Genomic DNA, 25,072 nt, shown 5'->3' on the forward strand with positions numbered 1-25,072 from the left:
CAAATTATGGACGAGAAGGCAAGCCTCGGCCCCGACGCCCCGGCCCCACCTCGGCGTCGGGGCCGCCCACCGACCCTCGACCGTGCCCGCATCATCGCCACGGGAATCGAGATGACGCTGCCCGCAGTCACTTTCGCCGGATTGGCCAAGCAGCTCGGGGTGACCCAGGCGGCGCTGTACAAACACGTGGACGGCCTCGGCGAACTGCGCACACTCATCGCCGAGCAGATCTTTCTCGACTGGTCGATCCCCGACCCGCACCCAACCCTCCCGATCCACGAGTACCTCCTCGACTTCGCGCTGTCGATACGTCTGCTCGCGCACCACCACCCCGGCATCACCCCATTTCTCACCCGTCGTACCGACACCACCGCGACGATGGTCGCCAAGATCGGCGCGCACCACCATCGCGTCGCCGCGGTGTACGACCTGGACCCGGCAACCGCGCGGACCCTGCTCTCCGGCATCGCGTTTGCCGCTGTCGCACTGGCCGATACCGTCTACGCCTCCTACGGGTGGGAGAAACGACCGTCGAGCGCACGCGCCGACCTCCCCGACGACGACATCGAGACCGACCTCCGATGGACCGTCAAGGCCCTCGTTGTGGGGTCGCTGCACGTTGCCGGACTCGACGTGGATCCCGGACCGCGGTGGCGTCGGACGTAGACCTGGCGCGATCTCCGCAAATCACCCCGGACCGGCATCCGCGACGGTGTGCGCTGCGAGTATGCGCGCGCGGCCATATGTGAGCACAATGGATGGTGCAGGCAATCGAGTAGAGCCGCGCCACTCCCCCGATATCCCTCGGGTTGCGGCGTGCGCTCGGGAAGGACACCCGTGACGACCACCGTCAACGCCTACATCGCCACCGCACCCGACCAGCCGCTGTCGAAAACCACCATCGAACGTCGGGACCTCGCGCCGCGCGACGTTCTCATCGACATCGCCTACGCGGGCATCTGCCACTCCGACATCCACACCGCCCGCAACGAATGGGGCGGCACCACCTATCCGGTGGTTCCCGGCCACGAGATCACCGGCACCGTGTCCGCAGTCGGTTCCGAGGTCACCCGGCACAAGGTCGGCGACCGCGTCGGCGTCGGCTGTTTCGTCCAGTCCTGCGGCGAGTGCGGCCCCTGCAAGGACGGCGACGAACAGTACTGCGTGAAAGGTGCTGTGGGAACCTACAACTCCACCACCTACGAGGGTGAGTTCACTCACGGCGGCTATTCCCAGCAGGTCGTGGTGACCGAGGACTTCGTGCTGCGGATTCCCGACGGCCTGGAGCTGGACGTGGCCACCCCACTGCTGTGTGCGGGCATCACGCTGTACTCGCCGTTGAAGCACTGGGGCGCCGGGCCGGGCAAGAAGGTCGCCATCATCGGGATGGGCGGGCTCGGGCACGTGGGCGTCAAGATCGCCCACGCCCTCGGTGCCGAGGTGACCGTGCTCAGCCAGTCGATGCGAAAAGAGGAGGACGGCAAGCGGTTCGGCGCGGATCACTACTACGCGACCAGTGACGAGTCGACCTTCCGCACACTGCGCAACGAGTTCGATCTGATCCTCAACACGGTGTCGGTGAACCTCGACCTCAACCAGTACCTCTCGTTGCTCGCGGTCAACGGCACCCTCGTCGAACTCGGATTGCCCGAGAATCCGCTGCAGTTCAAGGCATTCCCGCTGTTGAACAACCGGCGCTCGCTGGCCGGATCGATGGTCGGCGGGATCGCCCCGACCCAGGAAATGCTCGACTTCTGTGCCGAGCACGGTATCGGCGCCGAGATCGAGACCATCAGCGCCGATGGGATCAACGAGGCCTACGATCGCGTCGTCGACAGCGACGTGCGCTACCGCTTCGTCATCGACGCGGCGACCTTGGCCGACTGATACGGCACACCGCATCGTGGAAAGAACTGCGGGGCACCGGTTCACACCGGTGCCCCGCAGTTGTTGTCCGAGACGATCGTGCTCGATATGCCGGCGTCAGAGCACTTTGTCGATATCGTCGGTGAGCTTTTCCGGCTTGACCGTCGGCGCGAACCGCGCCACCACCGCACCCGACTTGTCGACGAGGAACTTGGTGAAGTTCCACTTGACCCGGCTGCCCAGGATTCCCGACTTCTGTTGGCGCAGCCACTGATACAGCGGATGAGCGTCGTCGCCGTTGACGTCGACCTTGGCGAACATCGGGAAGGTCACGTCGTAGGTCAACGAGCAGAAGTTCTTGATCTCGTCCTCGTCACCGGGCTCCTGGTGCGCGAACTGATCGCACGGGAATCCGAGCACCACCAGCCCCTGGTCGGCGTACTCGCGGTGTAGCTTCTCCAGACCCTGATACTGGGGTGTGAATCCGCATTTGGAGGCGGTGTTCACGATGAGCAGCGGATGGCCACGATAGGTGCTCAGATCGACGGGATTGCCGTCGATGTCGGTGGCGGTGAAGTCGTAGGCAGTGGTCACGAGATCCCCCGGGGTCGTATGTCGGTGACGTCACATCGAGCCTACGCCCGCCCGTTCATGCGGTGACGGCGGTGACGCCACCGTTTGTCGGTGACGCCACCGCCATCGATTCCCCATCGGGGATGCGGGATCCGGGTGTCAGCGCGAACCGGGCGTGCGCTGCTCACCGGGGATCGGCTCCGCCTGGGTGTCGGGACCGTCATCGTGGGGCGTGTACGGATACTCCTCGACACCGGAGTCGTCGGTGACCTCGACGGTCTGTTCCACCCAGTCGGCCTCGTCGGCCTTCGGAATCGGTTCGTGCGCGGGCATGTTCATCACAACCTCCTGCGTGGTCATCGGTTCCCGGCCGGCCATGGGCTGCCTCGGTCCGCGCGGTGTCTCAGCCCGGGGTTCCGGCCGCGATCGCGTGCGGATCGCTCTTGGTCTCGACGGCGATCTTGCGCGGCTTGGCCTCCTCGGCGAGCGGGATGCTCACATGCAGCACACCGTTGTCGTAGGTCGCCGAGATGCGGGCCGGGTCGATGCCGTCGCCCAGGGTGATCTGGCGGCGATAGCTCCCCGAGAACCGCTCACTGGCCAGCCATTGCACTCCGTCGTCCGACGGGGCGCTGCGCTGCGCCGAGAGGGTCAGCACACCGTTGTCCACGTTGACGTCGATCGATCCGGGATCGGCGCCGGGCATGTCCGCGATCAGCATGTAGTGATCGCCGACCTTGTACAGATCGAGCGGCATGAACCGCGGGGCGCGCTGACTACCGGCCATCGAGCCGGTCATCAATCCCCGAGCAAGCGCGTCGACATCACTGAACGGATCAAAACGAAGCACAGCACTCACCTCCTGAAGACCAGGCTGCCTGCCACCCTTCGACAGGCAGCTCTCACGCTGTACGAGTCCCAATATAACCCCGCCGAGCGCACTCGTCTAGCACTCGAAGCAAAAGAGTGCTAATAGTCGTCATCGATCGTCTCACGGCGAAAAGACAAGGAGGACAGCATGACCGACCGTGAACACGATGCGCCCATCCACACCGACGTGGTGTGGCCCGACCCGTCCCCACTGTCGAGCTGGTGGTCGACGGTGATGGCGACACCGGTGCGCGGCGATCACCGCAGCGAGTCGACGAAGACCGCCGCGATGGCCTCCAGTCCGCGCTGATCGTCGGCGGTGAAGCGCTCCGGCACCGGGCTGTCGAGGTCGAAGACGCCGATCAGCTCGTCGTCGGCGCCGACGAGGGGCACGACGAGTTCCGAGCGACTCTGCGCGTCGCAGGCGATGTGGTCGGGAACCGCATGGACATCGGCGACGCGCTGCGTCGTAAGGGTTCGTGCCGCTGCGCCGCACACCCCGCGGTCGAGACCGATACGCACGCAAGCGGGCTTGCCCTGGAACGGCCCGACGACCAGCTCGGTGCCGTCGAAGAAGTAGAAGCCGACCCAGTTCAGCTGGGGCAGTGAGTGATACACCAGCGCGGAGATGTTGGCCGCGTTGGCGATGCGGTCGTGCTCGCCGGCAACGAGGCCCGCCGCGGCCTCGGCGAGCTCGGAGTAGGTGCCGGTCTGTGCGGTCGCGATGTCGAAGCTCATCATTCCATCATGGACTCTGTGGCCTCGTTCGTCGGTCATGCATCGAAAACCCGGCTCCGCTGGGTACTTCCGACCACCCGCCACCGTCCGCACCGGACACAGCGCTCGTATGTCGTGTGACCATCGGCAACAAGGTGGCGCGATACGCGGACCCACCCGTGTACGCATTCGTAGGCTTCCATGCCCACCACTGTGATGTAATGGCTTTATGCATTTCAACCATGACGGTCGAAGCGCGGTGCAACTCGGCGCGAGTTTGGCCAATCAGTGGCCGGCCGATCTCGATTCGTTGGTAATGCGTTGTGTCGACGCAGGGTTCGTCTTCGATACCGGACAGCCCACATCACGAGACCATTCGTTCACCGCCGAATTCATCTCCGAATGGAGGGACGTTGCTGCTGCGTCCGACTCCGTGTCGCGCTCGACGCGTCTCAACGCACTTCTCGCCACACATGCGTCGGCCCCTCGCCTCACCGATCACGCCGCGTCGGGGTGGCACCTGCACTTTCGCGATGACAACATCTCTGCCGGCCGGTCGCTGGCGACGCTGATCTCGGTGGGCACCGCGGTCCATCTGGCCGCGCGCGGTATCGACCGCATCGGAATCTGCGCGGCTCACAACTGCGACCGAGTGTACGCCGACGTGTCGCGCAACGGCCGTCAGCGCTACTGCTCCTCGGTGTGCGGTAATCGGATGGCGGCCAGGCGACACCGCGAGGCCATGCGCGGGTGACGGTCGCGAAGCGAATCGTCTCGCGACCGGCGTCAGCGTGTGGTCGCGGGTCATCGATTCGAAGAGGTGTGCTCGCCGCCGCCCACCCGTTCTGCGGTAGTGTTCGCGGCAACTTGCCATGATTGTCTTCTTCGCCGTATTCCTCGCGCTCATCACCTTCTGGCTGCATCGTCGCCTGGTGCGGGCCACAGCCCTGCCGCGCCCCTGGTCGGTGATCGCCGGCGCCCTGCTCGTCGTGTTCTGGGCGCTGGCCGTCGTCGGTATCGCCACCGGGCGCGGACTGAATCCCTCGACGTTTCGTCCCCTGGCGTGGCTCGGGCTGACCTGGCTGGCCACGGTGCTGTACCTGGCACTCGGGTTGGCGGTGATCGGTATCGGCGCGTTCATCTGGCGGCTGGTCCTCCGGCGGTCACCGAACGAGCTCGCCAGTGAGCGACGCCGCCGACGCCTGCAGGCGGTCCGGGTGGCGACCGGGGCCGTGGCCGTCACGGCCGTCGCACTCACCGCGTACGGGGTGGTCGAGGCGGCCGACCCGCGAGTCACCCACACCGAGATCCGGCTCGCCGACCTGCCCGAATCCTTCGACGGCACGCGGGTGGCGCTCATCTCCGATCTGCACGTCGGACCGGCCCGCGACGCCGACTTCACCCGGCGCGTCGTCGACCTGGTCAACGCGCAGCGGCCGGACCTGATCGCGATCGCCGGTGACCTCACCGACGGCACTGTCGCCGAACTCTCCGGCGATCTCGCGCCGATGACCGCGCTACGCGCACCGCTCGGGGTGTTCGGGGTCAGCGGCAATCACGAGTTCTACAGCGACGACGGCGGACGATGGCTCGACGAGTGGGAGCGGGTGGGCGTGACCACGCTGCGCAACCAGCGCGTCGCCGTCAGCCGGGGCGGGGCGACGATCGACGTGGTCGGCATCCACGACTACAGCGCGCCCGAACCGTACCGGCCCGACCTGGCGGGCGCGCTGGCCGGCAGTGACCCGCAACGCTTTCGCCTGCTGCTCGCCCACGAACCCCGGCAGGCACTGCAGGCCTCGGATCTCGGTGTGGATCTGCAACTCTCGGGTCACACTCACGGCGGTCAGATCTGGCCCATTCGCTATCTGGTGCCGCTGCAGCAGCCGTCGGTCGAGGGCCTCGACCGGGTCGGCGAGACGACGCTGTACACGACGCGCGGCGCCGGCGCCTGGGGGCCACCGGTGCGGGTCGGTGCGCCACCCGAGGTGACGATGCTGACGCTACGACGCGGGTGACTCCTCGGCCGTGATCGTCGAATCCCGGTTCGCACGAGCCAGATTGGAGTGCGTGCGACCGTAGAAGAAGTAGATGCCCAAGCCGATCACCAGCCAGACCACGAACCTTATCCAGGTCTCGATCGCAAGGTTCATCATCAGACCCGCGCAGCAGATCGCCGAGATGATCGGCAGTACCGGCGACCACGGAACCCGGAACGGACGCTTCATCTCCGGTTGGGTTCGACGCAGGACGGGGACGGCGATGGACACGACCAGGAATGCGAAAAGCGTTCCGATGGAGACCATCTCGGCAAGTGCGGAGAGCGGGACGAAGGCACCGAGGAGCACGACGACCGCGGTGGTCAGCATCGTGATGCGGTACGGCGTCTGCCATTTCGGATGGATCTTGCCCGCCGAATGCGGCACCAGACCGTCGCGGGCGAGCGCGAATCCGATCCGTGACATACCGACGATGTCGACGAGGATCACCGACGTCAGGCCGGCGACCGCGGCGATACCGACGAGCACGCCGGCCCAGCTCAAGCCCACCTGATTGAACGCATCCGAGAGTGGCGCGCCCTCACTGAGGTCGGTGTAGTGCACCATGCCGACCACGACGAAACACACACCCACGTAGAGCACCGTGCAGATGAGCAGGGTGCCGAGTAGTCCGCGGGTCATGGCGCGGGCCGGATTCTTGGTCTCCTCCCCGAGATTCGCGACGATCTCGAACCCGCTGTAGGAGAAGAACACGACCGCCGAGGCGAACAGCACCCCGGCCACACCGAACGCCGTCGCCTCGACGCCGGTGGCCCACTGCCACAACGGTTGTCTCAACCCGCCGTCGCCGCCGGTCGGCTGTGCAGGCGGAATGAACGGGGTGTAGTTGGCGGCCTTGATGAAGAACAACCCGGCGATGATGATGAACACGCAGATGCTCACCTTGAGATACACCAAAGCGTTGGTGAGCCAACCGGATTCCTTGATACCGATGGTGGCGACCACGCCGAGCACCAGGGCGATCGCCACCGCTCCGAGGTTGACCGTCGAGCTCTCGCCGAAGAAGGTCGTCGGCAGATTGAACACATCCTGCAGATATCCGGACCAGCCGCGCGAGACCACCGCCGCGCCGAGGGCGAACTCCAGGATGAGGTCCCAGCCGATGATCCAGGCGATGATCTCGCCGAGCGTGGTGTAGGCGTAGGTGTAGGACGATCCCGCGGTCGGTACCGCCGAAGCCAGCTCGGCGTAACAGAATGCGGCGAACAACGCGATCACACCGGCCACGACGAACGAGATCATGATCGCGGGACCGGCGTTGTCCTTGGCCTGCACGCCGGTGAGGGTGAAGATGCCGGTGCCGATGACCATTCCGACGCCGAACCCGATCAGGTCACGGGTCCGCAGCGCCTGCTTGAGTCGCCCGCCCTCGAGCTGATGCCCCTCGTCGTTCTGGTGGATGACGGTATCAACCGACTTCTTCCGGAAGATCCCCCGGCTCTGCGTCCTTGGTCTCTCGGTCGACGGTCTCTCGGTCATCGCTCGACGGTAACCCGCCGCCGGGGTTGGCGTCACCGAACACGCCGTGGGCGACGCATCGCGCCACAGGAATCCGACATGGTCCGACTCACGCACTCGGGGTTGACCCCGACAACGATTCCGGGGTGCAATCCCGGGGTTCGACCGGATGTGTCACGGTGGGCATCGGCCGAGGATGAGTACATGACAGCACGCGCGTCCACCGCTCTGGGTATCGCCGCCGTCCTCGGTCTCGTTCACGCCGGGGTCAGCATCTACTGGGGTCTCGGTGGCGATGCTCTACTGAGTACTGTCGGGCAGACTGCGGACAGATTCTCCGAGGACCAATTCGCCGACGGCCGTTGGTTATTGGTTCTCATCGGGATGGCCAAGGCGATGCTGGCCGTGGCACCAGCACTGACGGCTCGACGATCAGGCGCCGGCCTGCTTCGGCCCGGCTACTGGCTGGGCGCCACTGCGCTGATCGCCTGGGGCGCCATCAACACCACCACGGCGGGGCTGCTGCTCCTCGGAGCGCTACCGCGGCCCGAGCCGTTCGACAGCGCGGCGGCCGTAGGCCACGCATTGCTCTGGGACCCACTGTTTCTCGCGTGGGGTGTGGCGTTGGCCGTCGCAATGTGGCTCACCGCACCGGCAGTGGCCGACCTACGGCGGCTTTCGTCACGCGGTGGTGGCGAGCCGACCGAATCCGCTGCGGTGGAAGATGAGCGGGCTGCCGGTCTCGGGGTGGTCGACGCTGTGCAACTCGAGCAGGACGATGATGTGGTCACCGGCCTCGACCTCGCGGTAAACGGTGCAATCGAATTGCGCGAGACCGTCATCGAGGGTCACGGCCCCCTCGTCCGACGCGTTGAGAAGCACCCCGTCGAATCGCTGGGCCACCGGACCGGCGAGCTGGCGGCAGAGGACGTCCTGATGGTCGGCGAGCACGGTGACCCCGAGATGATCTGCGCGACGCAGATCCGGCCAGGTCTTCGAGGTGTTCGCGATCGACACCGACACCAGTGGCGGATCGAGGCTGACGCTCGTGAACGAGCTCGCGGCCAGGCCGATCACCGCTCCGTCGACCTCCGCGGCCACCGCGACGACGCCGGTGGGAAAGATCCCGAACGCCTTGCGAAGTCGCGCGGCGTCGAGGTCCTGGTTGGTTCGGAACCCGCTCACGCGTGCACCTCCAGCAATCGGGATACGACCGGCGCGGTCGCCGCCAACCAGTCGGCGTACGCCTCCGGATCGTCATGGCGGGAATCGACGACATAGAGCCCGCGACCGGGGACGGTCCCGCCGATCTCGGTCAACACCGGCCGCAGGGTGAGCTCGGGTGCAAGCGAGTGCGCGGGCGAACCACCGAGCATGAGGGGAATCGCGATACCGGAAAGCCCTGTGCCACCTGCGAACCGATCGAGGAACAGTTTGAGGAGGCCGGTGTAGGCGGCCTTGTAGGTCGGGCTGGCGAACACGACGAGATCGGCGGCGCCGACCTGCGTCACCAACTCGCCGACCCCCGGGTCGGACCAGTCGAGAATCGCTGTACCGAGGGTCGCGAGGTCGACGACGAGATCGGGTGCGCCACCGGTGAGTTGGGTGGCCACATACGTCGCGGCATCCAGGGTTCGACTGGCCGGCTTGGGATTTCCGACGACGACGGCCGTCGTCACGAGGCCGACACCGCTTTGACCGGCGCACCGAAGGGCACTGCGGCGCGGGCGGCGCGCGGCGGCGCCGGATGCTCCCACAGTCCACGACGGGTCAGCTCCGGCAGCACGCCCTCGCCGAACCAGTACGCCTCTTCGAGGTGCGGATACCCGGACAACACGAACTCGTCGATACCCACGTCGTGGTAGGCCTCGATGAGGTCGGCGATCTCGGTGTAGGAACCGACCATCGCGGTCCCCGCCCCACCGCGCACCAGCCCGATACCGGCCCACAGATTCGGGTAGATCTCCAGGCCGTCCTTGGAACCCTTGTTGAGCGCGAGCATCCGCTGCTGACCTTCCGACGCCGAGCGCTTCAGGCCGGACTGGATGCGGGCGATGTCCTCGGCGGAGATGTTCTCCAGCAACCGATCCGCCTCGGCCCACGCCTCTTCCGAGGTCGCGCGAGCGATGGTGTGCAACCGGATGCCGTAGGTCAGTTCCCGCCCCTGCTCGGCGGCCGCCCGACGAACGCGCGCGATCTTCTCGGCCACCGCCTCGGGCGGTTCACCCCAGGTGAGGTAGACGTCGGCGTGCCTGGCGGCCACGGCGATTCCGGCCGCCGACGAGCCACCGAAGTAGATCTCGGGAAGCGGGTCCGGGATCTGGTGCAGGGTCGCGTTCTCCACCGAGAGGTACTTGCCCTCGAAGGTCAGCGTCTCCCCGGTCCACAGGCGACGGACGATCTCGAGGAACTCGTCGGCGCGGGCGTAGCGCTCCTCCTTGGTGCTGAAGTCACCGAACATGGCCTGCTCGGCATCCTCACCACCGGTCACCACATTCAGCAGCAGGCGTCCGCCGGACAGATTCTGGAAGGTTCCGGCCATCTGCGCGGAGAGGAACGGAGCGGTGACACCGGGCCGGAAGGCCACCAGGAACTTCAGCCGCTCGGAGACGCTGCTGAGCATGGCCGTCGACACCCATGCGTCCTCGCACCAGGCCCCGGTCGGGGTGAGCGCCGCCTCGAAGCCGAGTTGTTCGGCACTGCGCGCGATCTGTCCGAGGTAGGGCACCGACGCCGGTCGCGACGAGGCCTGCGCCGCCACCCCGTGGCCGCCGCCGACCACCGTCCGACCGTCGCCGCCGTTGGTGGGGAGAAACCAATGAAACTTCACGCCTGATCAATCCACTTCCGAATCGGGGATACCGTGCACAACCACACCATTGCACCCGACCCGTGCGGCTCACCCAAGAGTTTTCCGCGCGGTGAGTCAATCCCCGCGGCTCGGCGACCCGGGGGGCTACCGGGTGACGACCTCCCACCCGTCCCGGTGGTCGAGGTGCGCACCCCCGACCGACACGCGACGCTCCCATCCCGGTGGTCGAGGCGCACGCCCAGCCGACGTGCGACGCACCCATTCCCGGTGGTCGAGGTGCGCACTCCCACCTACGCACCACCCCACCCGCTAACCCGTGCGACGAGCGCTACCCTCCCGCTGGTCGAGGTGCGCAGGAGCGCCAGCGACGGAGCCTCGAGACCTCTTGCGCCGGTGCTGGTTTCGGGTTTCAGCGTCGGCGTTCAGGCGTCTCGAGACGCTTCGTGCTCGCTGCGCTCGCGCGAGGCTCCTCGACCACCGAAGAGAAAAGGACCGGCTCCTTGCCCACCGGGGAAAACGACCCACTCCTCGACCACCGAAGAAGGACCACCGGGCAGGACCACCAGGGGCCGGCGAGCCCCACTCAGTCGTCGGAGGTGATCAGTTCGTGGATGAACTCCATCTTCTCCAGGACCTTCGGCGGCAGCACGAAGGGATAGAGGTCCTGATGGCCCATCGAGCGGTTGATCTGGTTGAGCGCCCAGGTCAGCGGCAACCACCATTCGATGATGCGATCGAAGCCCACCTGACCGGGGAGGTCGGCGTCGAGAGTGGCGCCGGCCGGGGCCAGGGCGAACGCGGCCGCCGTGTCGAGAGTGTCGCGGATGTGGAGGTAGTGGGCGAAGGTCTCAGCCCAGTCCTCGGCGGGATGCATGGTCGCGTAGGACGAGACGTAGTCATCCTTCCAGTTCTCCGGCGGCCCGTCGCCGTAGTGGCGATCGAGCGCGGCCTGATAGTCCTCGTCGGGATCACCGAACAGTTCCTCGTAGCGCCCGCGATTGGGGCCGTCACCGACGAGCACCATCTGATAGAAGTGCCCGATCTCGTGGCGGAAGTGGCCGATGAGGGTGCGGTAGGGCTCGTCCATCGACACCCGCAGCTGTTCGCGGTGGACGTCGTCGCCCTCGGCGAGGTCGAGGGTGACCACACCGTTGGCGTGGCCGGTGATGACCTGTTGGGTGGCGCTGGAGAGCAGGTCGAAGGCCAGGCCGATCTCCGGGTCCTCGTCCTTGCCGAAGATCGGCAGCTGCAGTTCGTCGAGTTCGACGATGACGCGCCGCTTGGCGAGCTCGGCCTCGGCGAATGCGGCCATGGCGTCGGTGTCGGAGTCGTCGGGACGGGTGCGGGTCAGCCGGCACGACTCGCACAGCGCGGGCAATCCCTCCCCGATCTCGACGAGCCAGTTGCATGCGGCGACGCCGCTGTTGGCGCAGCGCCCGATCAGCGCGTCGTCGACCTGCGCCTGCTCCTTGTCGTCGAGGACCTGGATGGTTCGGGAGGGCAGATGGAAGCCCAGCTTGCTCTCGCAGTTCAGACACAGCGAGTTCTCGAAAGTCAGCTGCTGGCCGCATTTACGGCAGTGGAAATCGCGCAACGTTGCACTCCTTGGGTGAATTCGAGCTCGTGGATCGCGGGGTCGCGTGGATCTCTGGATTGGTCCGGGTGCGGCCCCGCACATGCTCGACGCGGACCTGGCCCATCGATCGTTCTGTCGGAACATATGGCCCAATGTGCACATGTGAGTGCCCGACATCACACTACGGAGTGGGGCCCACCGCCGCAGGCAACTCCGGATCGGCGGACCATTGCGACCACGACCCCGGGAACAAGGTGCCCGAGAACCCGGCGATGGCCAGCGCCGCGAGCTCGTGCGCGGCGTTGATTCCCGATCCGCAGTAAGCGATGACCTGCGCATTCTCGGTGACTCCGGCTGCGGTGAACCGTTCCCGCAGTTGCTCGGGTGACAGGAACCGTCCGTCGTCGGCGAGATTCCCGGCCGTCGGGACACTGACGGCGCCGGGCACATGTCCGGCGCGGGGATCCATCGGTTCGGTCTCCCCGCGATACCGTTCGCCGGCGCGGGCATCGAGGATGACCACGTCGTCGCGGCCGTCCCGGATCTCCGAGGACAGTCGCGCGACCTCGTCGAGCGACACGTGCGGGAGTTCGCCGCCGGTCAGGGTGACGGTGCCGGGACGCGCGGCGGTGTCGCCGGCGGAGACACGCATCCCGGCCGACCGCCAGGCGTCGAGCCCACCGTCGAGCATCCTGACGTCGGTGTGCCCGGCCCAGGTCAGCAACCACCACGCGCGGGCCGCCGCCAGGTTGCCGATGTCGTCATAGACCACCACCGGCGACGAGTCGTCCACACCCCAGCGTCGCGCGGCGTCCTGCAGGCGATCCGACGACGGCAGCGGGTGGCGCCCGAGTTCGGCCGACGGCGGGTCGGCCAGTTCGGAATCGAGATCGACGTAGACGGCTCCGGGGATGTGGCCCTCCCGATACCGCTCACGCCCGTCGGTCCGCCCCAGCGCCCAGCGGACGTCGAGGATCACCGGCGGACGGTCCGAGAGCATCTCCTCGGTCAGTGCGTCGACGTCGATCAGGTTCTGCGCCATGAACATTCACTCCTCTGTCGTCGGGGTGGCACCCGTCGCCGTTTCGCCGCCGCGGGCCGCGATGACCGCGGGGGCCATGACCGCAGCGAGGTCGGCGGCGACATCGCGGCCGCTCTCGGGTGGCATCGCCACGTAGCTCAGCGCCATGCGCGTGATCGCTCGCGCGATACGCACGGCGTCGTCGTCGGCGAGCCCGAGCCACGAGGTGGTGAGCATGACGGTGAGACGCGCGCTCGCGGTCGTGATCAGCGGCGCGGCATCGGTGGTGATCAGCCGCAGCAGATCCGGCTTGGCCTCACCCCGCTGCAGCGAGGTGATGAGCGGGTCGGCCGCGGCCACGGCGAAGAAGGCGGCGAACGCATCGTGCAGTGCGTCGTGGATATCGTGCGGGCGCTCGGCGACAGTCGACGCGACGATGTCGGCGAATTCCGTGGCCAAGCGCATCGCATACGCCTGCGCCAGACCGTGGCGGGAACCGAACTCGTTGTACACGGTTTGGCGTCCGACGCCCGATTTCCGGGCGACGTCGGCCATCGTGATCGACGGCCAGTCCTTTTCGACCAGCAGATCCCGCAGACCGTCGAGCAGAGTTGTGCGCAGGAGCGCCCTACTCGCCTCCGCGTAGGTCTGTCGGGTGGTCACCTCGACGAGGTTACCGAGCCGGCCCGCGTGCCGACCGCGAGAGTCGAGGTCACACGGGCGGGACGAATACCGCGCGGCGGTCTCATCGGTCCCCTGTAGAAGTCCACACCCGTTCTGAAATCGACGTCAAGACAAATTATGCTGATTTGTCTTCAGTGAAGACAATTGCACTGTTATTGTCGGGCAACACCGAAACCCAGCGAAAGCGATGGTTGTCATGCGCGTTGTCGATCGACTCATCAACAAAGCCCAGGTCGTGGTACCGATGGAACGCCAAATCCAGGGCCTGCATCTGTTCCAGCGCGCCAAAAGGCTGATGGTGGACGATGGCCAGCCACGCTTCGAGGCGTCGGAGGTCCCCGACGTTGCGGACCTGGATCTCACCGAGATCGACGTCAGCAATCCGTTCTTGTGGCGTCAAGGACAGTGGCAGCCCTACTTCAGGAGGCTGCGAGACGAAGCGCCCGTGCACTTTCGGGCCGACAGCGCTTTCGGCCCATTCTGGTCCGTGACCCGCTACGACGACATCGTCACCGTCGACAAGGACTTTCAGACCTTCTCCGCCGAACCCCAGATCATTCTCGGCGCGCCGCCCGAAGGACTCGATATCGAGATGTTCATCGCGATGGACCCGCCGCGCCACGACCAGCAACGCGCCGCGGTTCAGGGAGTTGTCGCTCCGCAGAATCTGGAGGAGATGGAGGGTCTGATCCGTTCGCGGGTCCAGGATGTCCTCGACGCGCTGCCGGTGGGTGAGCCGTTCGACTGGGTCGACCGGGTCAGTGTGGAACTGACCTCACGGATGCTGGCCACGCTGCTGGACTTCCCGTACGAGGACCGACGCAAGCTGGTGCAGTGGACCGACTTGGTGGCCACCAGTGCGTCGGCCACCGGCGGGGTCAACAACACCGATGAGATCTATCGGGGCGCCGCCGAAATGGCTCGGAGCTTCAGCGCACTGTGGCACGACAAGGCGGCTCGTCTGGCGGCCGGCGAGAAGCCCGGGTACGACCTGATCACACTCATGCAGCTCTCCGAAGACACCAACGACCTGATCAACCGCCCGATGGAGTTCCTCGGCAACCTCGTGTTGCTGGTCGTGGGTGGTAACGACACCACACGCAACTCGATGACCGGCGGTGTGCTCGCGCTCAACCAGTTCCCGGAACAGTTCGACCGCCTTCGCACCAACCCTGGGCTCGTGCCGAAGCTGGTCCACGAGATCCTTCGATGGCAGACCCCGCTGGCCTACATGCGTCGGATCGCCACACGCGACACCGTGCTGAACGGCCAGTTCATCCGTCAGGGCGACAAGGTGGTGATGTGGTACGCCTCGGCGAACCGAGACGAGCGCACGTTCGACGACCCGGACAGCTTTGTGATCGACCGGCGCAACGCCCGCCACCACCTGGCCTTCGGGATCGGTACGCACCGCTGCATGGGGAGCCGGCTGGCGGAATTGCAGTTGCGCATTCTGTGGGAGGAACTGCTGGCCCGATTCGACGACATCGAGGTTCTCGCGGAGCCGGAGCGCGTGCAGTCGAACTTCGTGCGGGGTTACAGCTCGATGATGGTGCGCCTCACCCCGATCGGCGGTAGGCGGCCGAAGCCGGGCCCCTACCGCACACATCTACGCGAGGCCGGCGACAACGACGCTGCAGCAAGCAGTTCGGCGGCAAGCAGTTCAGCTCCCATACCCGCACGGCCATCTCGTGGAAACCGTGGTGCGGCAATGCAGACGCTCGATCTGCGGGTGGCCCGCCGGCGGACCGCGGCCGAGGGTGTCGTCGAGCTCACCCTGACCGATCCCACCGGTGGTTGGCTACCCGCCTGGACTCCCGGCTCGCACGTCGAGCTCCTGTTGCGTCCGGGGATGTCGAAGCACTACTCCCTGTGCGGAGATCCCGCAGACCGATCGTCATGGACTGTCGCGGTCCTGCGTGAACGCAACGGCCGCGGCGGATCCCAATTCGTTCACGATGAACTGACCGAGGGTTCGCACCTGCAGGTCAGGGGTCCCCGCAACCACTTCGCGCTCGTCGGCTCACCGCGATACGAGTTCATCGCCGGTGGCATCGGTATCACCCCGGTACGCACCATGATCGCGGCAGCCCAGGCCGATGGGGCCGAATGGAACCTGTTGTATTGCGGTCGGTCTCGGGACTCAATGGCATTTCTCGACGAACTGGGGGCCGACGATCGGGTGACGGTCTGGGCCGGTGACGAACACAGCGGGCGGTTCGATCTCGACGCGATACTCGGCGAGCCGCGGGCCGACACCCTGGTCTACTGCTGCGGACCCGCCGCGCTGATGGACGCCGTCGAGGAGAAGTGCGCAGCATGGCCGGACGGGAGCCTGCACCTCGAGCGGTTCGTGGCCGCGACCGGCGACGCACCTGAGGGCGCACTCGACTCCTTCGAGGTGGAGTGCGCGGTCTCGGGGGTGACTGTCACGGTCGAACAGGGCACGACGATCTTCGCCGCGGTCGAGGAGGCTGGTGTCGACGTCATCGGGTCGTGCATGGAAGGGATCTGCGGGACATGTGAGGCCGACGTTCTCGGCGGCGCCCCCGACCATCGCGACTCCGTGCTGTCACGTGCCGAACGCGAACGCGGCGACACGGTCATGACCTGCGTCTCCCGATCACTCTCGCCGAAGCTGGTGCTCGACCTGTAGAACTCTGCAGCGTCAACCGGAGGTCACCTCCGGGCAGACGACGGTCGGCGCCATGGTCCGTACGATCGGCCATATGAAGCAGGCTGACGGCGAGTACTACGTGACGGCGCAAGAAGTGGCGGCGTTCGAGGAATCGGGCAAACGCTACTGGTACATGCGCGAGGACGGATCGACCGACCTCTACCTCGACGATCTCGAGATCACCCACGGCTGGCCGGTCTTCCTAATGGAACGCGACGCCGCATGGTTCGCCAAGTGGGGCGGCGACTACGAGAAGGCCGTCGAGACCGATCTGAACCCGCACCTCATCAAGAACTTCGAGGAACTCCTGACGCAGGGCAACTGGCCGCACGACCAGGACTGACCAGCGACCGTCGTCGAAGTTGGGCTAGCCTAACTTCATCATGGGTTTCTCGTTCGCGACAGTCACCGGTACCGACGACCTCACCCCGCACATCCGGCGGGTGCACCTGCACGTCGAAGATCTCGCCCGTCTACCACTGCCCGGCGGGCCCGACGACGCCGTCGGCCTCTACTTTCCCGAACCCGGCCGAAAACGTCCTCCCGCAATGGAATTGCGGGACGAGGTGTGGGGATATCACGACCTCGACGAGCCGCCGGAGGGCCGTAATTACACCATCCGCTCCGTCGACCACCGGACCGCGACCGTCGACGTCGATTTCGTCATCCACTCGCGCGGCCCGGCGACGCTCTGGGCCCAACGAGCCGACATCGGTGATGCGGTGGCGATGTCGCACGCGCGTGGCTGGTACCGGCCTGCGCCGAGCGCCGACTGGCTCCTGCTAGGTACCGATCTCGCCGGACTCCCGGCCGCCGCCCGGATTCTCGACGAGCTCGCCACCGATCCGCGGCCGGTGACCCTGGTGGTTGAGGTGATCGACGAGGACGACCTCGCCTATCTGGGCCGACCCGCCGACGGCGTCGAGGTGATCCCGCTGATCGGCAGCGGCAACGGTGTCTCGGCGAGCCGCTTGGGCACGACCATCGCCGCTCTCGACGTTCCCGCCGGCACCGGATACTGCTGGTTCGCCGGTGAGGCTGCCGAATCCCGGACGGTGCGCAAACACTTTCGCCGCGAACATCATTGGCCCGCGGACCGCTACGACATCATCGGCTATTGGCGATACGACGGTGAGGCGTGGGCCCGACGCTACGCAGAGCACGGCGCGGAGCTGCTCGCGGTGTATGAGCAGGCGATCGCCGACGGCAAGGGCGAGAAGCGCGCTGCCGAGGAGTTCGACGAGGCACTCGAACGGGCCGGATTATGATCCCCGCACTCGTTTGAGTACCTGGCGACTCAGTACCGCGCGATCTGACCGTCCTTGGGGGCGCGATACATCCGCCACAGCACTCGTGGAACAGCCCGCAATGGCACGGCCCGCGGCCAGTCCCGTGCGCGCAGCAGTGCCTCGGTACCACCGTCGACGGTGATCACCGATCCGGCCATGAAATCCGCGGCAGGTGAGAGCATCAGCATCACCCACTGCGTGATCTGCTCCGGTGTTCCATACTCGCGCAACGGAATCGGGAAGGAACGGACGTTCTTCGACGATGCGCCGGTCAGCTGCGACTGCAGCAGCGGGGTCATCACCGGCCCGGGGGCGATGATGTTGACCGCGATCCCCTCCCCCGCCCATTCGGGGCGGGTGCCGTGGACCCGACACCATCGGGTGACCGCGATCTTCGACGCCGCGTACGCCGCAGGACCCGACAGCGCCTTACCCCGCCTGCGCAGGATTCGCGTGGCCCCCTCGGTGTCGCCGGCCTCGAGTCGGGCGACCGCGCGGCCTGGTACCAGCGGCGTCGCTGTTGTCGAATTGGAGCCGAAGACAACCACTTTCGACTTCTCACCGGCGGCAAGCAGTGGGCGGAAAGCGGTGAGCAGTTCGGTCACCCCGAGAAGGTTCACCTCGACGATGGTGCGTTCGGCCCCGCGCGCCGGGCCGAGACCGGCCGCGAGAACGGCTCCGGCGAGTGCGCCCTCGGCCCGGTCCAGGACCGCGGCGATCGCCGACGCACGCCCATGTGGCGTCGAGAGGTCCGCGGTCACCTCGGCGCCGTCCCGATCGATCCCGATCACCGCGTGCCCGGCCGCACGCAACGAATCGACAACCGCCGCACCCATTCCCGACGCCGATCCGCTCACCACGTATGTCCCCACACGTTCTCCCTCAGCCGTGGTTGCGTGAACGCGCCCCCCGTTGTTCTGCTCGCAGCGTACGGTCGTAGGCCTCGTTGAAAGCGCGCAATTCGCGTAACAGGACTTCGGGGGTACCGGGGTCGAGGTCGGCGAAGACCTGTTTGAGACGACTCACCCGCAGCATGCCGTCATGGGTGAATGCGGCCCGTCCGCTTTCGGTCGGGCGGATGAGCCTGCTCATCGAGCCCTCGACGTCGAAGCGTTCGAGGTAGCCGAGTTTGATCGCGGCGTTGACCTGCCGGTTGACCGTGGACTGTTCGAGGTCGAGTTCGTCGGTGAGTTCCCGCAGGGTCCGTGCACGGCCGTCGGCGAGGACGAGCAGGATCGCGAACGCCGAGCTCTCGAGTACCGACTCGGCGGGGTGTTCGCTCTTGCGTCGATGAAAGCGACTGAGTTCCTCGACGATGTCGCGGTAGAGCGGCGATGGCCACGGTGCGTGGTCGGCCCCGTCGAAGGTCACCGGCGCCGGACGTGACGTGCCGTTACGCTCACCCTCGCGGAATCCGCCCACTGCGACCTCTTTCGACATCCGGCTCCCCCACATTCTGCCGCAGCCGCCCGGTATGTCCGATTGAGGAGCGTCGCGAGCTGCGCGGCTTGCATATGTACCTTACATATGTACGCTACATACAGCTTAGGAGGTGCGATGACAGACACCAATTCGTCGCCGGCAGCAGAGAACCCGGCACCAGTAGAGTCCGTTCCGCGCAACGGGTCGTCCAATGGCGCCGCGATCGCCACCGTCATCGCGCTGTGCTTCGGTGGCCTCGTCGCATCCTTGATGCAGACGCTGGTCATCCCGATCCAGCCCGAGTTGCCCACCCTGCTGGGCACCTCCCATTCCAACGCGTCGTGGGTGATCACCGCGACATTGCTGGCCGCCGCGATCGCGATGCCCATCGCCGGCCGCCTCGGCGACATGTTCGGCAAGCAGCGAGTCCTGCTGGGCAGCGCCGCGCTGCTCGTCGCCGGTTCCATCGTGTGTGCCCTGAGCAGTTCGGTCATCCCGATGATCGCCGGCCGCGCGATCCAGGGCCTGGCCATGGGCTTCATCCCCGTCGGCATCAGCCTCATGCGTGAGGTCACGCCACCCAAGATCACCTCGATGGCGATCGCCGCGATGAGCGCGACGCTCGGTGTGGGTGGCGCGATCGGTCTGCCGCTGTCGGCGTGGATCGCGCAGAGCTGGAACTGGCACGGCCTGTTCTGGGTGTCGGCGATCCTGTCGTTGGCCGTCCTCGCCCTGGTCGTCGTGGTCGTCCCCCACGTCCCCGACGCGGTCGGTGGCCGTCTGGACTTCGTCGGCGCGATCGGCTTGGCCATCGGTTTGTCGGCCGCACTCATCGCCGTGTCCAAGGGCAACGACTGGGGTTGGACGTCGGGAACCACGCTCGGCACGCTGATCGGCGGTCTCGTCGTGCTCGGGGCGTGGGGTTTCTATCAGCTGCGAACCCCCGAACCGCTCGTCGACCTGCGGACCACCGCACGTCCGGCGGTCCTGCTCACCAACATCGCCGCCGTCGCCATCGGCTTCGGCATGATGGCGCAGTCGATCGTCATCCCAATGCTGCTCGAGATGGACGTGCGCACCGGAGTCGGACTCGGCCAGACCATGCTCGAGGCCGGCCTGTGGATGGCGCCCGGCGGACTGATGATGCTGGTCTTCGCCCCGGTCTCGGGCACGTTGATCAACAAGATCGGCGCCAAGTACACCTTGGCCATCGGCGCGACGGTGCTCGGTGTGGGCTACCTGCTCGCGATGTTCCTGATGAACTCGCCGTGGCAGCTGATGATCGCGTCGATCATCGCCGCGTCGGGCGTCGGCATCGGCTATGCGGCGATGCCGACCTTGATCATGGGCGCGGTGCCGATGACCGAGGCCGGTGCGGCCGTCGGCCTCAACGGATTGATGCGCTCGATCGGCACCACCGTCTCCTCGGCGGTAATGGCGGTGCTGCTGACCACCTCGACGATCAGCATGGCGGGCAACGACATTCCCACCCACACGACGTTCAAGTGGTGCTTCCTGGTGGGCGCCGTCGCCGCATTCGTCGGAGTGGCCATCACCCTGTGCATCCCCAAGCGCGGGCCCCAGCCGACGCCGACTGGCGTGGTGATCGCCGACTCGGCAGCGCCGGGCTCGGCAGCACCGGCCACCTCGCACTGACCCCGCGCTCGACCCGTCAGACCAGCCGGTCGCCGGTCTCGGGGTGGAACAGGTGAACCGCGTTGTCGGCCTGCCGCAACCGGATTCCCTCTCCACGCTTGGCCGGCGCCCGCTGTGAAGAGCGTGCCACCACGACCATCGGATCACCGTCGAGGTTGTGGACCGATTCGTCGGCCAGCGAGGCGTAGACGTAGGTTTCGCTGCCGAGCTCTTCGAGAAGTGCGACGTCGGCGTTGAGTCCGGTGCCGTCGTCGGAGAGCGCTAGGTGCTCGGGCCGGATGCCGACGACGACCGAGCTCAGCCCGGACTTGCGCAGTGCCGCCTGCGATGTGGCGTCGATGTCGATGTCGGCTCCGGCGATCGAGATCGCGCCGTCGCGGATCGGCGCGGTGAACAGGTTCATCGCCGGTGATCCGATGAAGCCGGCGACGAAGGCGTTGACCGGGTGGTCGTAGAGTTCGGCCGGGGTGGAGAACTGCTGGAGTACACCGTGTTTGAGTACGGCGACACGATCGCCCATGGTCATCGCCTCGACCTGGTCGTGGGTGACGTAGACGGTGGTGGTACCGAGTCGGCGTTGCAGCGCGGCGATCTGGGTGCGTGTCTGGACCCGCAGTTTCGCGTCGAGGTTCGACAGCGGCTCGTCCATGCAGAACACCTGCGGTTCGCGCACGATCGCGCGGCCCATGGCGACGCGTTGACGTTGTCCGCCGGACAGTTTCGCCGGTTTGCGGTCCAGATAGTCGGTGAGGTCGAGGAGTTTGGCGGCCTCGGCGACCTTGCGCTTGCGTTCGTCGGCGGAGATGCCGCGCATCTTCAGCGCGAATCCCATGTTCTCCCCGACGGTCTTGTTGGGGTAGAGCGCATAGTTCTGGAAGACCATGGCGATGTCACGGTCCTTGGGCGCGACGCCGACCATGTTGTCCCCGCCGATGCGGATCTGCCCGGAATCGATCTCCTCGAGTCCGGCGAGCATCCGCAGTGCCGTGGATTTGCCGGAGCCCGACGGTCCGACGAGGACCACGAACTCGCCGTCGGCGATGTCGAGGTCGAGGGAGTCGACGGCCAGTGACTCGGCGCCCGGGTAGACGCAGCAGGCCTTGTCGTAGGTGATGGTTGCCATGGGGTTCTCCTGTTGATACGAAAGCGCTTGGGTGAGTGGGTGACCGGCGTGATTACTTGATCGCGCCGAAGGACAGGCCGCGGACGAGTTTGTTCTGGGCGATCCAGCCGCAGATCACCACCGGCAGCGCGGCCAGGACCGACGCCGCCGACAATTGCGCCCAGTAGAGGCCCTGCCCGGACATGAAGCCGGTCAGGAAGACCGGCATCGTCTGCCCGTTGACGGCGGTCATGTTGACGGCGAAGAAGAATTCGTTCCACGAGAAGATGACGCAGATCAGTGCGGTGGCCGCGATACCCGGGGAGATCAGCGGCAGGATCACCTCACGGACCGAGGTCCACAGACTGGCGCCGTCGATGCTGGCGGCCTCGAGCAGTTCGCCGGGCACCTCGAGGAAGAACGACCGCATCATCCACACGGCGATCGGCAGATTCATTGCGGTGTAGAGGATCACCAGCGTCCACACGTTGTCGAGCATCCCGATCTTGCCGACGATCACATACAGCGGGATGATCGCGGCCACGATCGGCAGCATCTTGGTGGAGATGAAGAAGAACAGCGCGTCCTTGGTCTTGCGGACCGGGCGCAGCGACAACGCGAAGGCCGCCGGCACACCGAGGACCAGAACCAGAATCGTCGAGACGATGGTGGCGAACAGGGAATTGAGCAGTGGGGTACCGATTCCGGCGTCGAAGACGTTGCGGAACTGCTGCAGGGTCGGGGCGAAGAAGAACGTCGGCGGGTTGGTGGCGGCGTCGCTTTCCTTCTTGAACGCGGTCAGCACCATCCACAGCACCGGGAAGAAGAACCCGATGGCCAGGATCCAGGTGAGTGCGGTCAGCGCCATCTGGCGCGGATTGCGGCTGCGGCGTACTTCGGGCGCCGACGTCGAAGTGGTGGTCGGGGCGGGGCGGGTGTCGGTACTCATCAGGCCGGCTCCTCTGTTCCGGTGAATGACTTGAAGATCAGGCGCAGGGCCAGGGACGCGACGACGATCGTGCCGATCACCGTGACCACGCCCATCGCAGCGGCCTGCCCGATGTCGAATCCGAGGAAGGCACGCTGATAGATGTAGTAGGACAGATTGGAGCTGGCCACACCCGGTCCGCCGGAGGTCATCATGTAGACCGCGTCGAAGGTGTTGACCAGGTAGATGGCGCCGAGCACCGTGCCGAGTTCGATGAACCGCCGCAGGTGCGGCAGGGTCAGTTCGCGGAAGAGCCGGAAGCTGGTGGCGCCGTCCACCCGTGCGGCTTCCTGGATGTCCCGGGGCATCGACTGCAGTCCGGCGAGGATCAGCAACATCATGAAAGGTGTCCACTGCCAAACGAGTTCGGCCATCACACTGGCGAGCGGGAATTCCGAGAGCCAGTCGGTGTGAATCCCGAACGGGCTCAACGCCCAGTTGACCAGGCCGTTGGTCGGCGAGAGCAGGCTCGTCTTCCACAGCAGCGCCGCGGCGACCGGTGTCACCAGGAACGGGGTGATCAGCAGGGTCCGAACCACGCCGCGCCCCAAGAATTTCCGGTCGAGCAGCAGGGCGAAGATCAGTCCGAGCACCACCGAGATGATGACGGTGCCCACGATCAGCAGGATGGTGTTGAGGGTGACCGTCCAGAATTGGCTGTCACCGAACACCTCGACGTAGTTGTCGAATCCGACGAAGCGACGTGAGCCCGGGCGGACCAGGTTCCACGACTGGGTCGAGTAGTAGAGCGTGAACACGAACGGCACCTGGGTGACCACGATCATGAAGATCAAGGCGGGCAACAGGGGTCCGCGTCGACGCCAGCCCTCGGCGCGACTGATCTGGTCTTTCTTCGAGGTCACCGGCCGCCCCTGATCGGGGGGCACCTGCGCGCCTCGCGTGGATACTGCGGTGGCCATCTCTACTGCTCCCTCTGGTAGGACTTGCCGACGACCTCGGCGTACTGCTGGGCCTGTTCGAGTGCGTCGTGAACGCTGATCTGCCCGGCGATCGCAGCCGAGATCTGTTGGCTCACGCGGGTTCCGAGGTCCTGGAACTCGGGGATCGCCAAGAACTGGATTCCGGTGTAGGGCACCGGCTCCAGCGTCGGCTTGTTCTGGTTCGCCGCCTGCATCGCCTGCAGGGTCTGCTGGGCAAAGGGCCCGGAGATCTTCTGATAGGCCGGCAGCTGGTAGGTCGAGAGCCGACTACCGGGCGGGACGTGCGTGGCACCCAGGGTGTTCGCCACATGTTCGATGTACTTGCGGTTGGTCATCCAGTCGATGAACTTCCAGGCGTCGTCGCGGTGTTTGCTGCTCGACGGGATCCCGAGCGACCAGGTATAGAGCCAACCGTTGTCGCCCTTGGCCATGCGCGGAGACGGCAGGTAGCCGACGTCGCCGGCGATGGTCGAGGTGTCCGGGCTCTCGAGCACCGACACCGCCGAGGTCGCGTCGTACCACATCGCCACCTGGCCCTGCGACATCAGGTTTCCGCATTCCTGGAAGCCCGACGACGACGCACCGGCCTCCCCGTACTTGCGCACCGTGTCGACGTAGAACTGGACGGCGGCCTCGACCTGCGGACTGGTCAGCTGGGCATTCCAGTTCTCGTCGTACCAGCGACCACCGTAGGCGTTGATGACGGTGTTCAGCGGGGCGAGCACCTCACCCCAACCGGGCTTGCCGCGCAGGCAGATTCCCGCCGTACGGTCGTTAGTGAGCTTGCGTGCGGCGTCGGCGACCTGCGGCCAGGTGGGGTCCGCGGGCAGCGCCACACCGGCCTGCGAGAAGAGCTTCTTGTTGTACATGAGGAACGACGACTCGCCGTAGAACGGGGCCGAGTACATCGAACCCTGATACGAGAGCGCCGATTTCAGCGTCGGAATGAAGTCGTTCGCGTCGTAGGAGGGGTCGGCGTCCATGTACGGGGTGAGATTGACCAGCCACCCGTTCTTCGCCCACATGGGTGTCTCGTAGTTACTGATCATCACCACGTCGAACTCACCACCGCCGGTGGCCACCGACGCGGTGATCTTCGCGCGCGCTTCGTTTTCCGAGAGCGTGACGAAGCGGACCTTGGTACCCGGGTTCTCCTGCTCGAACTGGCCGGACAGCTTGATCGCGTCCTGCATCTGCGAATTCGAGACCATCGCGACCGTCACTTCGCGGCCACCGCCACCGGTGAGTGAGCCGGCACCGGCGCATCCGGTGGCCAGCAGACCGATCGTGGCGGCCAAGGCCACCAGACCGGCCTTGCCGCGACGGCGTGACGGGGAGAGATGCCCGCGCGGGAATCTCG

The 25,072-nt window shown here is 66.3% G+C and carries 26 protein-coding genes and 1 pseudogene; 10 read left to right on the forward strand and 17 right to left on the reverse strand.

Annotation, left to right across the window (positions count from 1 at the left end):
• Positions 1-6: 6 nt before the first annotated feature.
• Entirely contained in the window at positions 7-666 is a 660-nt protein-coding gene (locus J6U32_RS26405) for a hypothetical protein (RefSeq protein ID WP_208792867.1), read from the forward strand.
• 171 nt (positions 667-837) lie between these two features.
• Positions 838-1,887 carry an NAD(P)-dependent alcohol dehydrogenase gene (locus J6U32_RS26410; protein ID WP_244332400.1) on the forward strand — a complete coding sequence of 350 codons (1,050 nt, stop codon included), beginning with the start codon at positions 838-840 and terminating at the stop codon, positions 1,885-1,887.
• Positions 1,888-1,983: 96 nt separating this feature from the next.
• Here J6U32_RS26410 and J6U32_RS26415 read toward each other — a convergent pair whose 3' ends face one another.
• From J6U32_RS26415 to J6U32_RS26425, 3 genes are all read right to left on the reverse strand, one after another.
• Positions 1,984-2,460 carry a glutathione peroxidase gene (locus J6U32_RS26415; RefSeq protein ID WP_006367966.1) on the reverse strand — a complete coding sequence of 159 codons (477 nt, stop codon included), beginning with the start codon at positions 2,458-2,460 and terminating at the stop codon, positions 1,984-1,986.
• Positions 2,461-2,598: 138 nt separating this feature from the next.
• Positions 2,599-2,778, reverse strand: a complete 180-nt coding sequence (locus J6U32_RS26420; protein WP_208792868.1) for a hypothetical protein — start codon at positions 2,776-2,778, stop codon at positions 2,599-2,601.
• Between the two features lie 64 nt (positions 2,779-2,842).
• On the reverse strand, positions 2,843-3,289 hold the full coding sequence (locus J6U32_RS26425) for an Hsp20/alpha crystallin family protein (RefSeq protein WP_208796344.1): 447 nt from the start codon (positions 3,287-3,289) through the stop codon (positions 2,843-2,845).
• A gap of 168 nt (positions 3,290-3,457) precedes the next feature.
• Between J6U32_RS26425 and J6U32_RS26430 the strand changes: the two genes are divergently transcribed.
• Positions 3,458-3,619 carry a hypothetical protein gene (locus J6U32_RS26430; protein ID WP_208792869.1) on the forward strand — a complete coding sequence of 54 codons (162 nt, stop codon included), beginning with the start codon at positions 3,458-3,460 and terminating at the stop codon, positions 3,617-3,619.
• Here the strand turns inward: J6U32_RS26430 and J6U32_RS26435 are convergent.
• Positions 3,568-4,047: a GAF domain-containing protein gene (locus J6U32_RS26435; protein ID WP_208792870.1), complete on the reverse strand. Its 480-nt coding sequence runs from the start codon at positions 4,045-4,047 to the stop codon at positions 3,568-3,570. The two genes, J6U32_RS26430 and J6U32_RS26435, sit on opposite strands and share 52 nt — an antisense overlap.
• Positions 4,048-4,255: 208 nt before the next feature.
• Between J6U32_RS26435 and J6U32_RS26440 the strand changes: the two genes are divergently transcribed.
• Positions 4,256-4,780, forward strand: a complete 525-nt coding sequence (locus tag J6U32_RS26440; protein ID WP_208792871.1) for a CGNR zinc finger domain-containing protein — start codon at positions 4,256-4,258, stop codon at positions 4,778-4,780.
• Between the two features lie 118 nt (positions 4,781-4,898).
• Entirely contained in the window at positions 4,899-6,044 is a 1,146-nt protein-coding gene (locus J6U32_RS26445) for a metallophosphoesterase (RefSeq protein ID WP_208792872.1), read from the forward strand.
• Here the strand turns inward: J6U32_RS26445 and J6U32_RS26450 are convergent.
• Positions 6,030-7,565, reverse strand: coding sequence for an APC family permease (locus tag J6U32_RS26450; protein ID WP_208792873.1), 1,536 nt, complete (start codon positions 7,563-7,565; stop codon positions 6,030-6,032). The two genes, J6U32_RS26445 and J6U32_RS26450, sit on opposite strands and share 15 nt — an antisense overlap.
• A 183-nt stretch (positions 7,566-7,748) precedes the next feature.
• On the opposite strand from J6U32_RS26450, the pseudogene J6U32_RS27920 reads away from it, so the two are divergent.
• Positions 7,749-8,159 (forward strand): annotated as a pseudogene (locus J6U32_RS27920) (DUF3995 domain-containing protein); the annotation flags it as partial.
• Positions 8,160-8,225: 66 nt separating this feature from the next.
• Here J6U32_RS27920 and J6U32_RS26460 read toward each other — a convergent pair.
• The 6 genes from J6U32_RS26460 to J6U32_RS26485 all read right to left on the reverse strand — a co-directional run bounded on the left by J6U32_RS26460 (position 8,226) and on the right by J6U32_RS26485 (position 13,616).
• Positions 8,226-8,729 carry a flavin reductase family protein gene (locus J6U32_RS26460; RefSeq protein ID WP_208792874.1) on the reverse strand — a complete coding sequence of 168 codons (504 nt, stop codon included), beginning with the start codon at positions 8,727-8,729 and terminating at the stop codon, positions 8,226-8,228.
• A complete protein-coding gene (locus tag J6U32_RS26465) occupies positions 8,726-9,223 on the reverse strand; it encodes an NAD(P)H-dependent oxidoreductase (RefSeq protein ID WP_208792875.1) in 498 nt (165 codons plus the stop codon). The genes J6U32_RS26460 and J6U32_RS26465 overlap by 4 nt, the downstream gene beginning before the upstream one ends.
• Positions 9,220-10,374, reverse strand: coding sequence for an LLM class flavin-dependent oxidoreductase (locus J6U32_RS26470; protein WP_208792876.1), 1,155 nt, complete (start codon positions 10,372-10,374; stop codon positions 9,220-9,222). Before J6U32_RS26470 ends, J6U32_RS26465 begins: the two co-directional genes overlap by 4 nt.
• Positions 10,375-10,939: 565 nt before the next feature.
• Positions 10,940-11,950 carry a zinc-binding metallopeptidase family protein gene (locus tag J6U32_RS26475; RefSeq protein ID WP_208792877.1) on the reverse strand — a complete coding sequence of 337 codons (1,011 nt, stop codon included), beginning with the start codon at positions 11,948-11,950 and terminating at the stop codon, positions 10,940-10,942.
• Positions 11,951-12,113: 163 nt separating this feature from the next.
• Positions 12,114-12,980: a sulfurtransferase gene (locus J6U32_RS26480; RefSeq protein ID WP_208792878.1), complete on the reverse strand. Its 867-nt coding sequence runs from the start codon at positions 12,978-12,980 to the stop codon at positions 12,114-12,116.
• Positions 12,981-13,616, reverse strand: coding sequence for a TetR family transcriptional regulator (locus tag J6U32_RS26485; RefSeq protein ID WP_208792879.1), 636 nt, complete (start codon positions 13,614-13,616; stop codon positions 12,981-12,983).
• A 217-nt stretch (positions 13,617-13,833) separates the two neighbouring features.
• On the opposite strand from J6U32_RS26485, the gene J6U32_RS26490 reads away from it, so the two are divergent.
• From J6U32_RS26490 to J6U32_RS26500, 3 genes are all read left to right on the forward strand, one after another.
• On the forward strand, positions 13,834-16,293 hold the full coding sequence (locus J6U32_RS26490) for a cytochrome P450/oxidoreductase (RefSeq protein WP_208792880.1): 2,460 nt from the start codon (positions 13,834-13,836) through the stop codon (positions 16,291-16,293).
• A 73-nt stretch (positions 16,294-16,366) separates the two neighbouring features.
• The gene (locus tag J6U32_RS26495) at positions 16,367-16,657 is read left to right on the forward strand and encodes a hypothetical protein (protein WP_244332402.1); all 291 of its coding nucleotides are present in this window, start codon (positions 16,367-16,369) and stop codon (positions 16,655-16,657) included.
• A gap of 40 nt (positions 16,658-16,697) precedes the next feature.
• Positions 16,698-17,582: a siderophore-interacting protein gene (locus J6U32_RS26500; protein WP_208792882.1), complete on the forward strand. Its 885-nt coding sequence runs from the start codon at positions 16,698-16,700 to the stop codon at positions 17,580-17,582.
• Between the two features lie 29 nt (positions 17,583-17,611).
• On the opposite strand, the gene J6U32_RS26505 is transcribed toward J6U32_RS26500, so the two are convergent.
• Together J6U32_RS26505 and J6U32_RS26510 are read right to left on the reverse strand one after the other, a co-directional pair.
• Complete coding sequence (locus J6U32_RS26505; RefSeq protein WP_208792883.1) at positions 17,612-18,475, reverse strand: SDR family oxidoreductase; 864 nt, start codon at positions 18,473-18,475, stop codon at positions 17,612-17,614.
• Between the two features lie 10 nt (positions 18,476-18,485).
• Positions 18,486-19,043 carry a MarR family winged helix-turn-helix transcriptional regulator gene (locus J6U32_RS26510; protein WP_244332404.1) on the reverse strand — a complete coding sequence of 186 codons (558 nt, stop codon included), beginning with the start codon at positions 19,041-19,043 and terminating at the stop codon, positions 18,486-18,488.
• 117 nt (positions 19,044-19,160) lie between these two features.
• On the opposite strand from J6U32_RS26510, the gene J6U32_RS26515 reads away from it, so the two are divergent.
• Positions 19,161-20,681 (forward strand): MFS transporter, encoded by a 1,521-nt coding sequence (locus tag J6U32_RS26515; protein ID WP_208792884.1) that lies wholly within the window; start codon positions 19,161-19,163, stop codon positions 20,679-20,681.
• A 16-nt stretch (positions 20,682-20,697) separates the two neighbouring features.
• On the opposite strand, the gene J6U32_RS26520 is transcribed toward J6U32_RS26515, so the two are convergent.
• Genes J6U32_RS26520 through J6U32_RS26535 form a run of 4 tightly spaced genes read right to left on the reverse strand, consistent with a single transcriptional unit; the run spans position 20,698 to position 25,016 of the window.
• Entirely contained in the window at positions 20,698-21,804 is a 1,107-nt protein-coding gene (locus tag J6U32_RS26520; RefSeq protein ID WP_208792885.1) for an ABC transporter ATP-binding protein, read from the reverse strand.
• A 52-nt stretch (positions 21,805-21,856) separates the two neighbouring features.
• Complete coding sequence (locus J6U32_RS26525; protein ID WP_208792886.1) at positions 21,857-22,732, reverse strand: carbohydrate ABC transporter permease; 876 nt, start codon at positions 22,730-22,732, stop codon at positions 21,857-21,859.
• Complete coding sequence (locus tag J6U32_RS26530; RefSeq protein ID WP_006367986.1) at positions 22,732-23,691, reverse strand: carbohydrate ABC transporter permease; 960 nt, start codon at positions 23,689-23,691, stop codon at positions 22,732-22,734. The genes J6U32_RS26525 and J6U32_RS26530 overlap by 1 nt, the downstream gene beginning before the upstream one ends.
• A gap of 2 nt (positions 23,692-23,693) precedes the next feature.
• Positions 23,694-25,016 (reverse strand): ABC transporter substrate-binding protein, encoded by a 1,323-nt coding sequence (locus tag J6U32_RS26535; protein ID WP_208796346.1) that lies wholly within the window; start codon positions 25,014-25,016, stop codon positions 23,694-23,696.
• Between the last annotated feature and the right edge of the window lie 56 nt (positions 25,017-25,072).

The sequence above is a fragment of the Gordonia polyisoprenivorans genome, from assembly GCF_017654315.1.
Taxonomy (GTDB): Bacteria; Actinomycetota; Actinomycetes; order Mycobacteriales; family Mycobacteriaceae; genus Gordonia; species Gordonia polyisoprenivorans_A.

Coding starts and splice junctions, on each gene's coding strand:
- J6U32_RS26495 (WP_244332402.1), top strand. CDS start 16,367: ATGAAGCAGGCTGACGGCGAGTACTACGTGACGGCGCAAGAAGTGGCG.
- J6U32_RS26435 (WP_208792870.1), bottom strand. CDS start 4,047: ATGAGCTTCGACATCGCGACCGCACAGACCGGCACCTACTCCGAGCTC.
- J6U32_RS26445 (WP_208792872.1), top strand. CDS start 4,899: ATGATTGTCTTCTTCGCCGTATTCCTCGCGCTCATCACCTTCTGGCTG.
- J6U32_RS26490 (WP_208792880.1), top strand. CDS start 13,834: ATGCGCGTTGTCGATCGACTCATCAACAAAGCCCAGGTCGTGGTACCG.
- J6U32_RS26500 (WP_208792882.1), top strand. CDS start 16,698: ATGGGTTTCTCGTTCGCGACAGTCACCGGTACCGACGACCTCACCCCG.
- J6U32_RS26480 (WP_208792878.1), bottom strand. CDS start 12,980: ATGTTCATGGCGCAGAACCTGATCGACGTCGACGCACTGACCGAGGAG.
- J6U32_RS26450 (WP_208792873.1), bottom strand. CDS start 7,565: ATGACCGAGAGACCGTCGACCGAGAGACCAAGGACGCAGAGCCGGGGG.
- J6U32_RS26430 (WP_208792869.1), top strand. CDS start 3,458: ATGACCGACCGTGAACACGATGCGCCCATCCACACCGACGTGGTGTGG.
- J6U32_RS26405 (WP_208792867.1), top strand. CDS start 7: ATGGACGAGAAGGCAAGCCTCGGCCCCGACGCCCCGGCCCCACCTCGG.
- J6U32_RS26440 (WP_208792871.1), top strand. CDS start 4,256: ATGCATTTCAACCATGACGGTCGAAGCGCGGTGCAACTCGGCGCGAGT.
- J6U32_RS26525 (WP_208792886.1), bottom strand. CDS start 22,732: ATGAGTACCGACACCCGCCCCGCCCCGACCACCACTTCGACGTCGGCG.
- J6U32_RS26530 (WP_006367986.1), bottom strand. CDS start 23,691: ATGGCCACCGCAGTATCCACGCGAGGCGCGCAGGTGCCCCCCGATCAG.
- J6U32_RS26520 (WP_208792885.1), bottom strand. CDS start 21,804: ATGGCAACCATCACCTACGACAAGGCCTGCTGCGTCTACCCGGGCGCC.
- J6U32_RS26420 (WP_208792868.1), bottom strand. CDS start 2,778: ATGAACATGCCCGCGCACGAACCGATTCCGAAGGCCGACGAGGCCGAC.
- J6U32_RS26515 (WP_208792884.1), top strand. CDS start 19,161: ATGACAGACACCAATTCGTCGCCGGCAGCAGAGAACCCGGCACCAGTA.
- J6U32_RS26510 (WP_244332404.1), bottom strand. CDS start 19,043: ATGTCGAAAGAGGTCGCAGTGGGCGGATTCCGCGAGGGTGAGCGTAAC.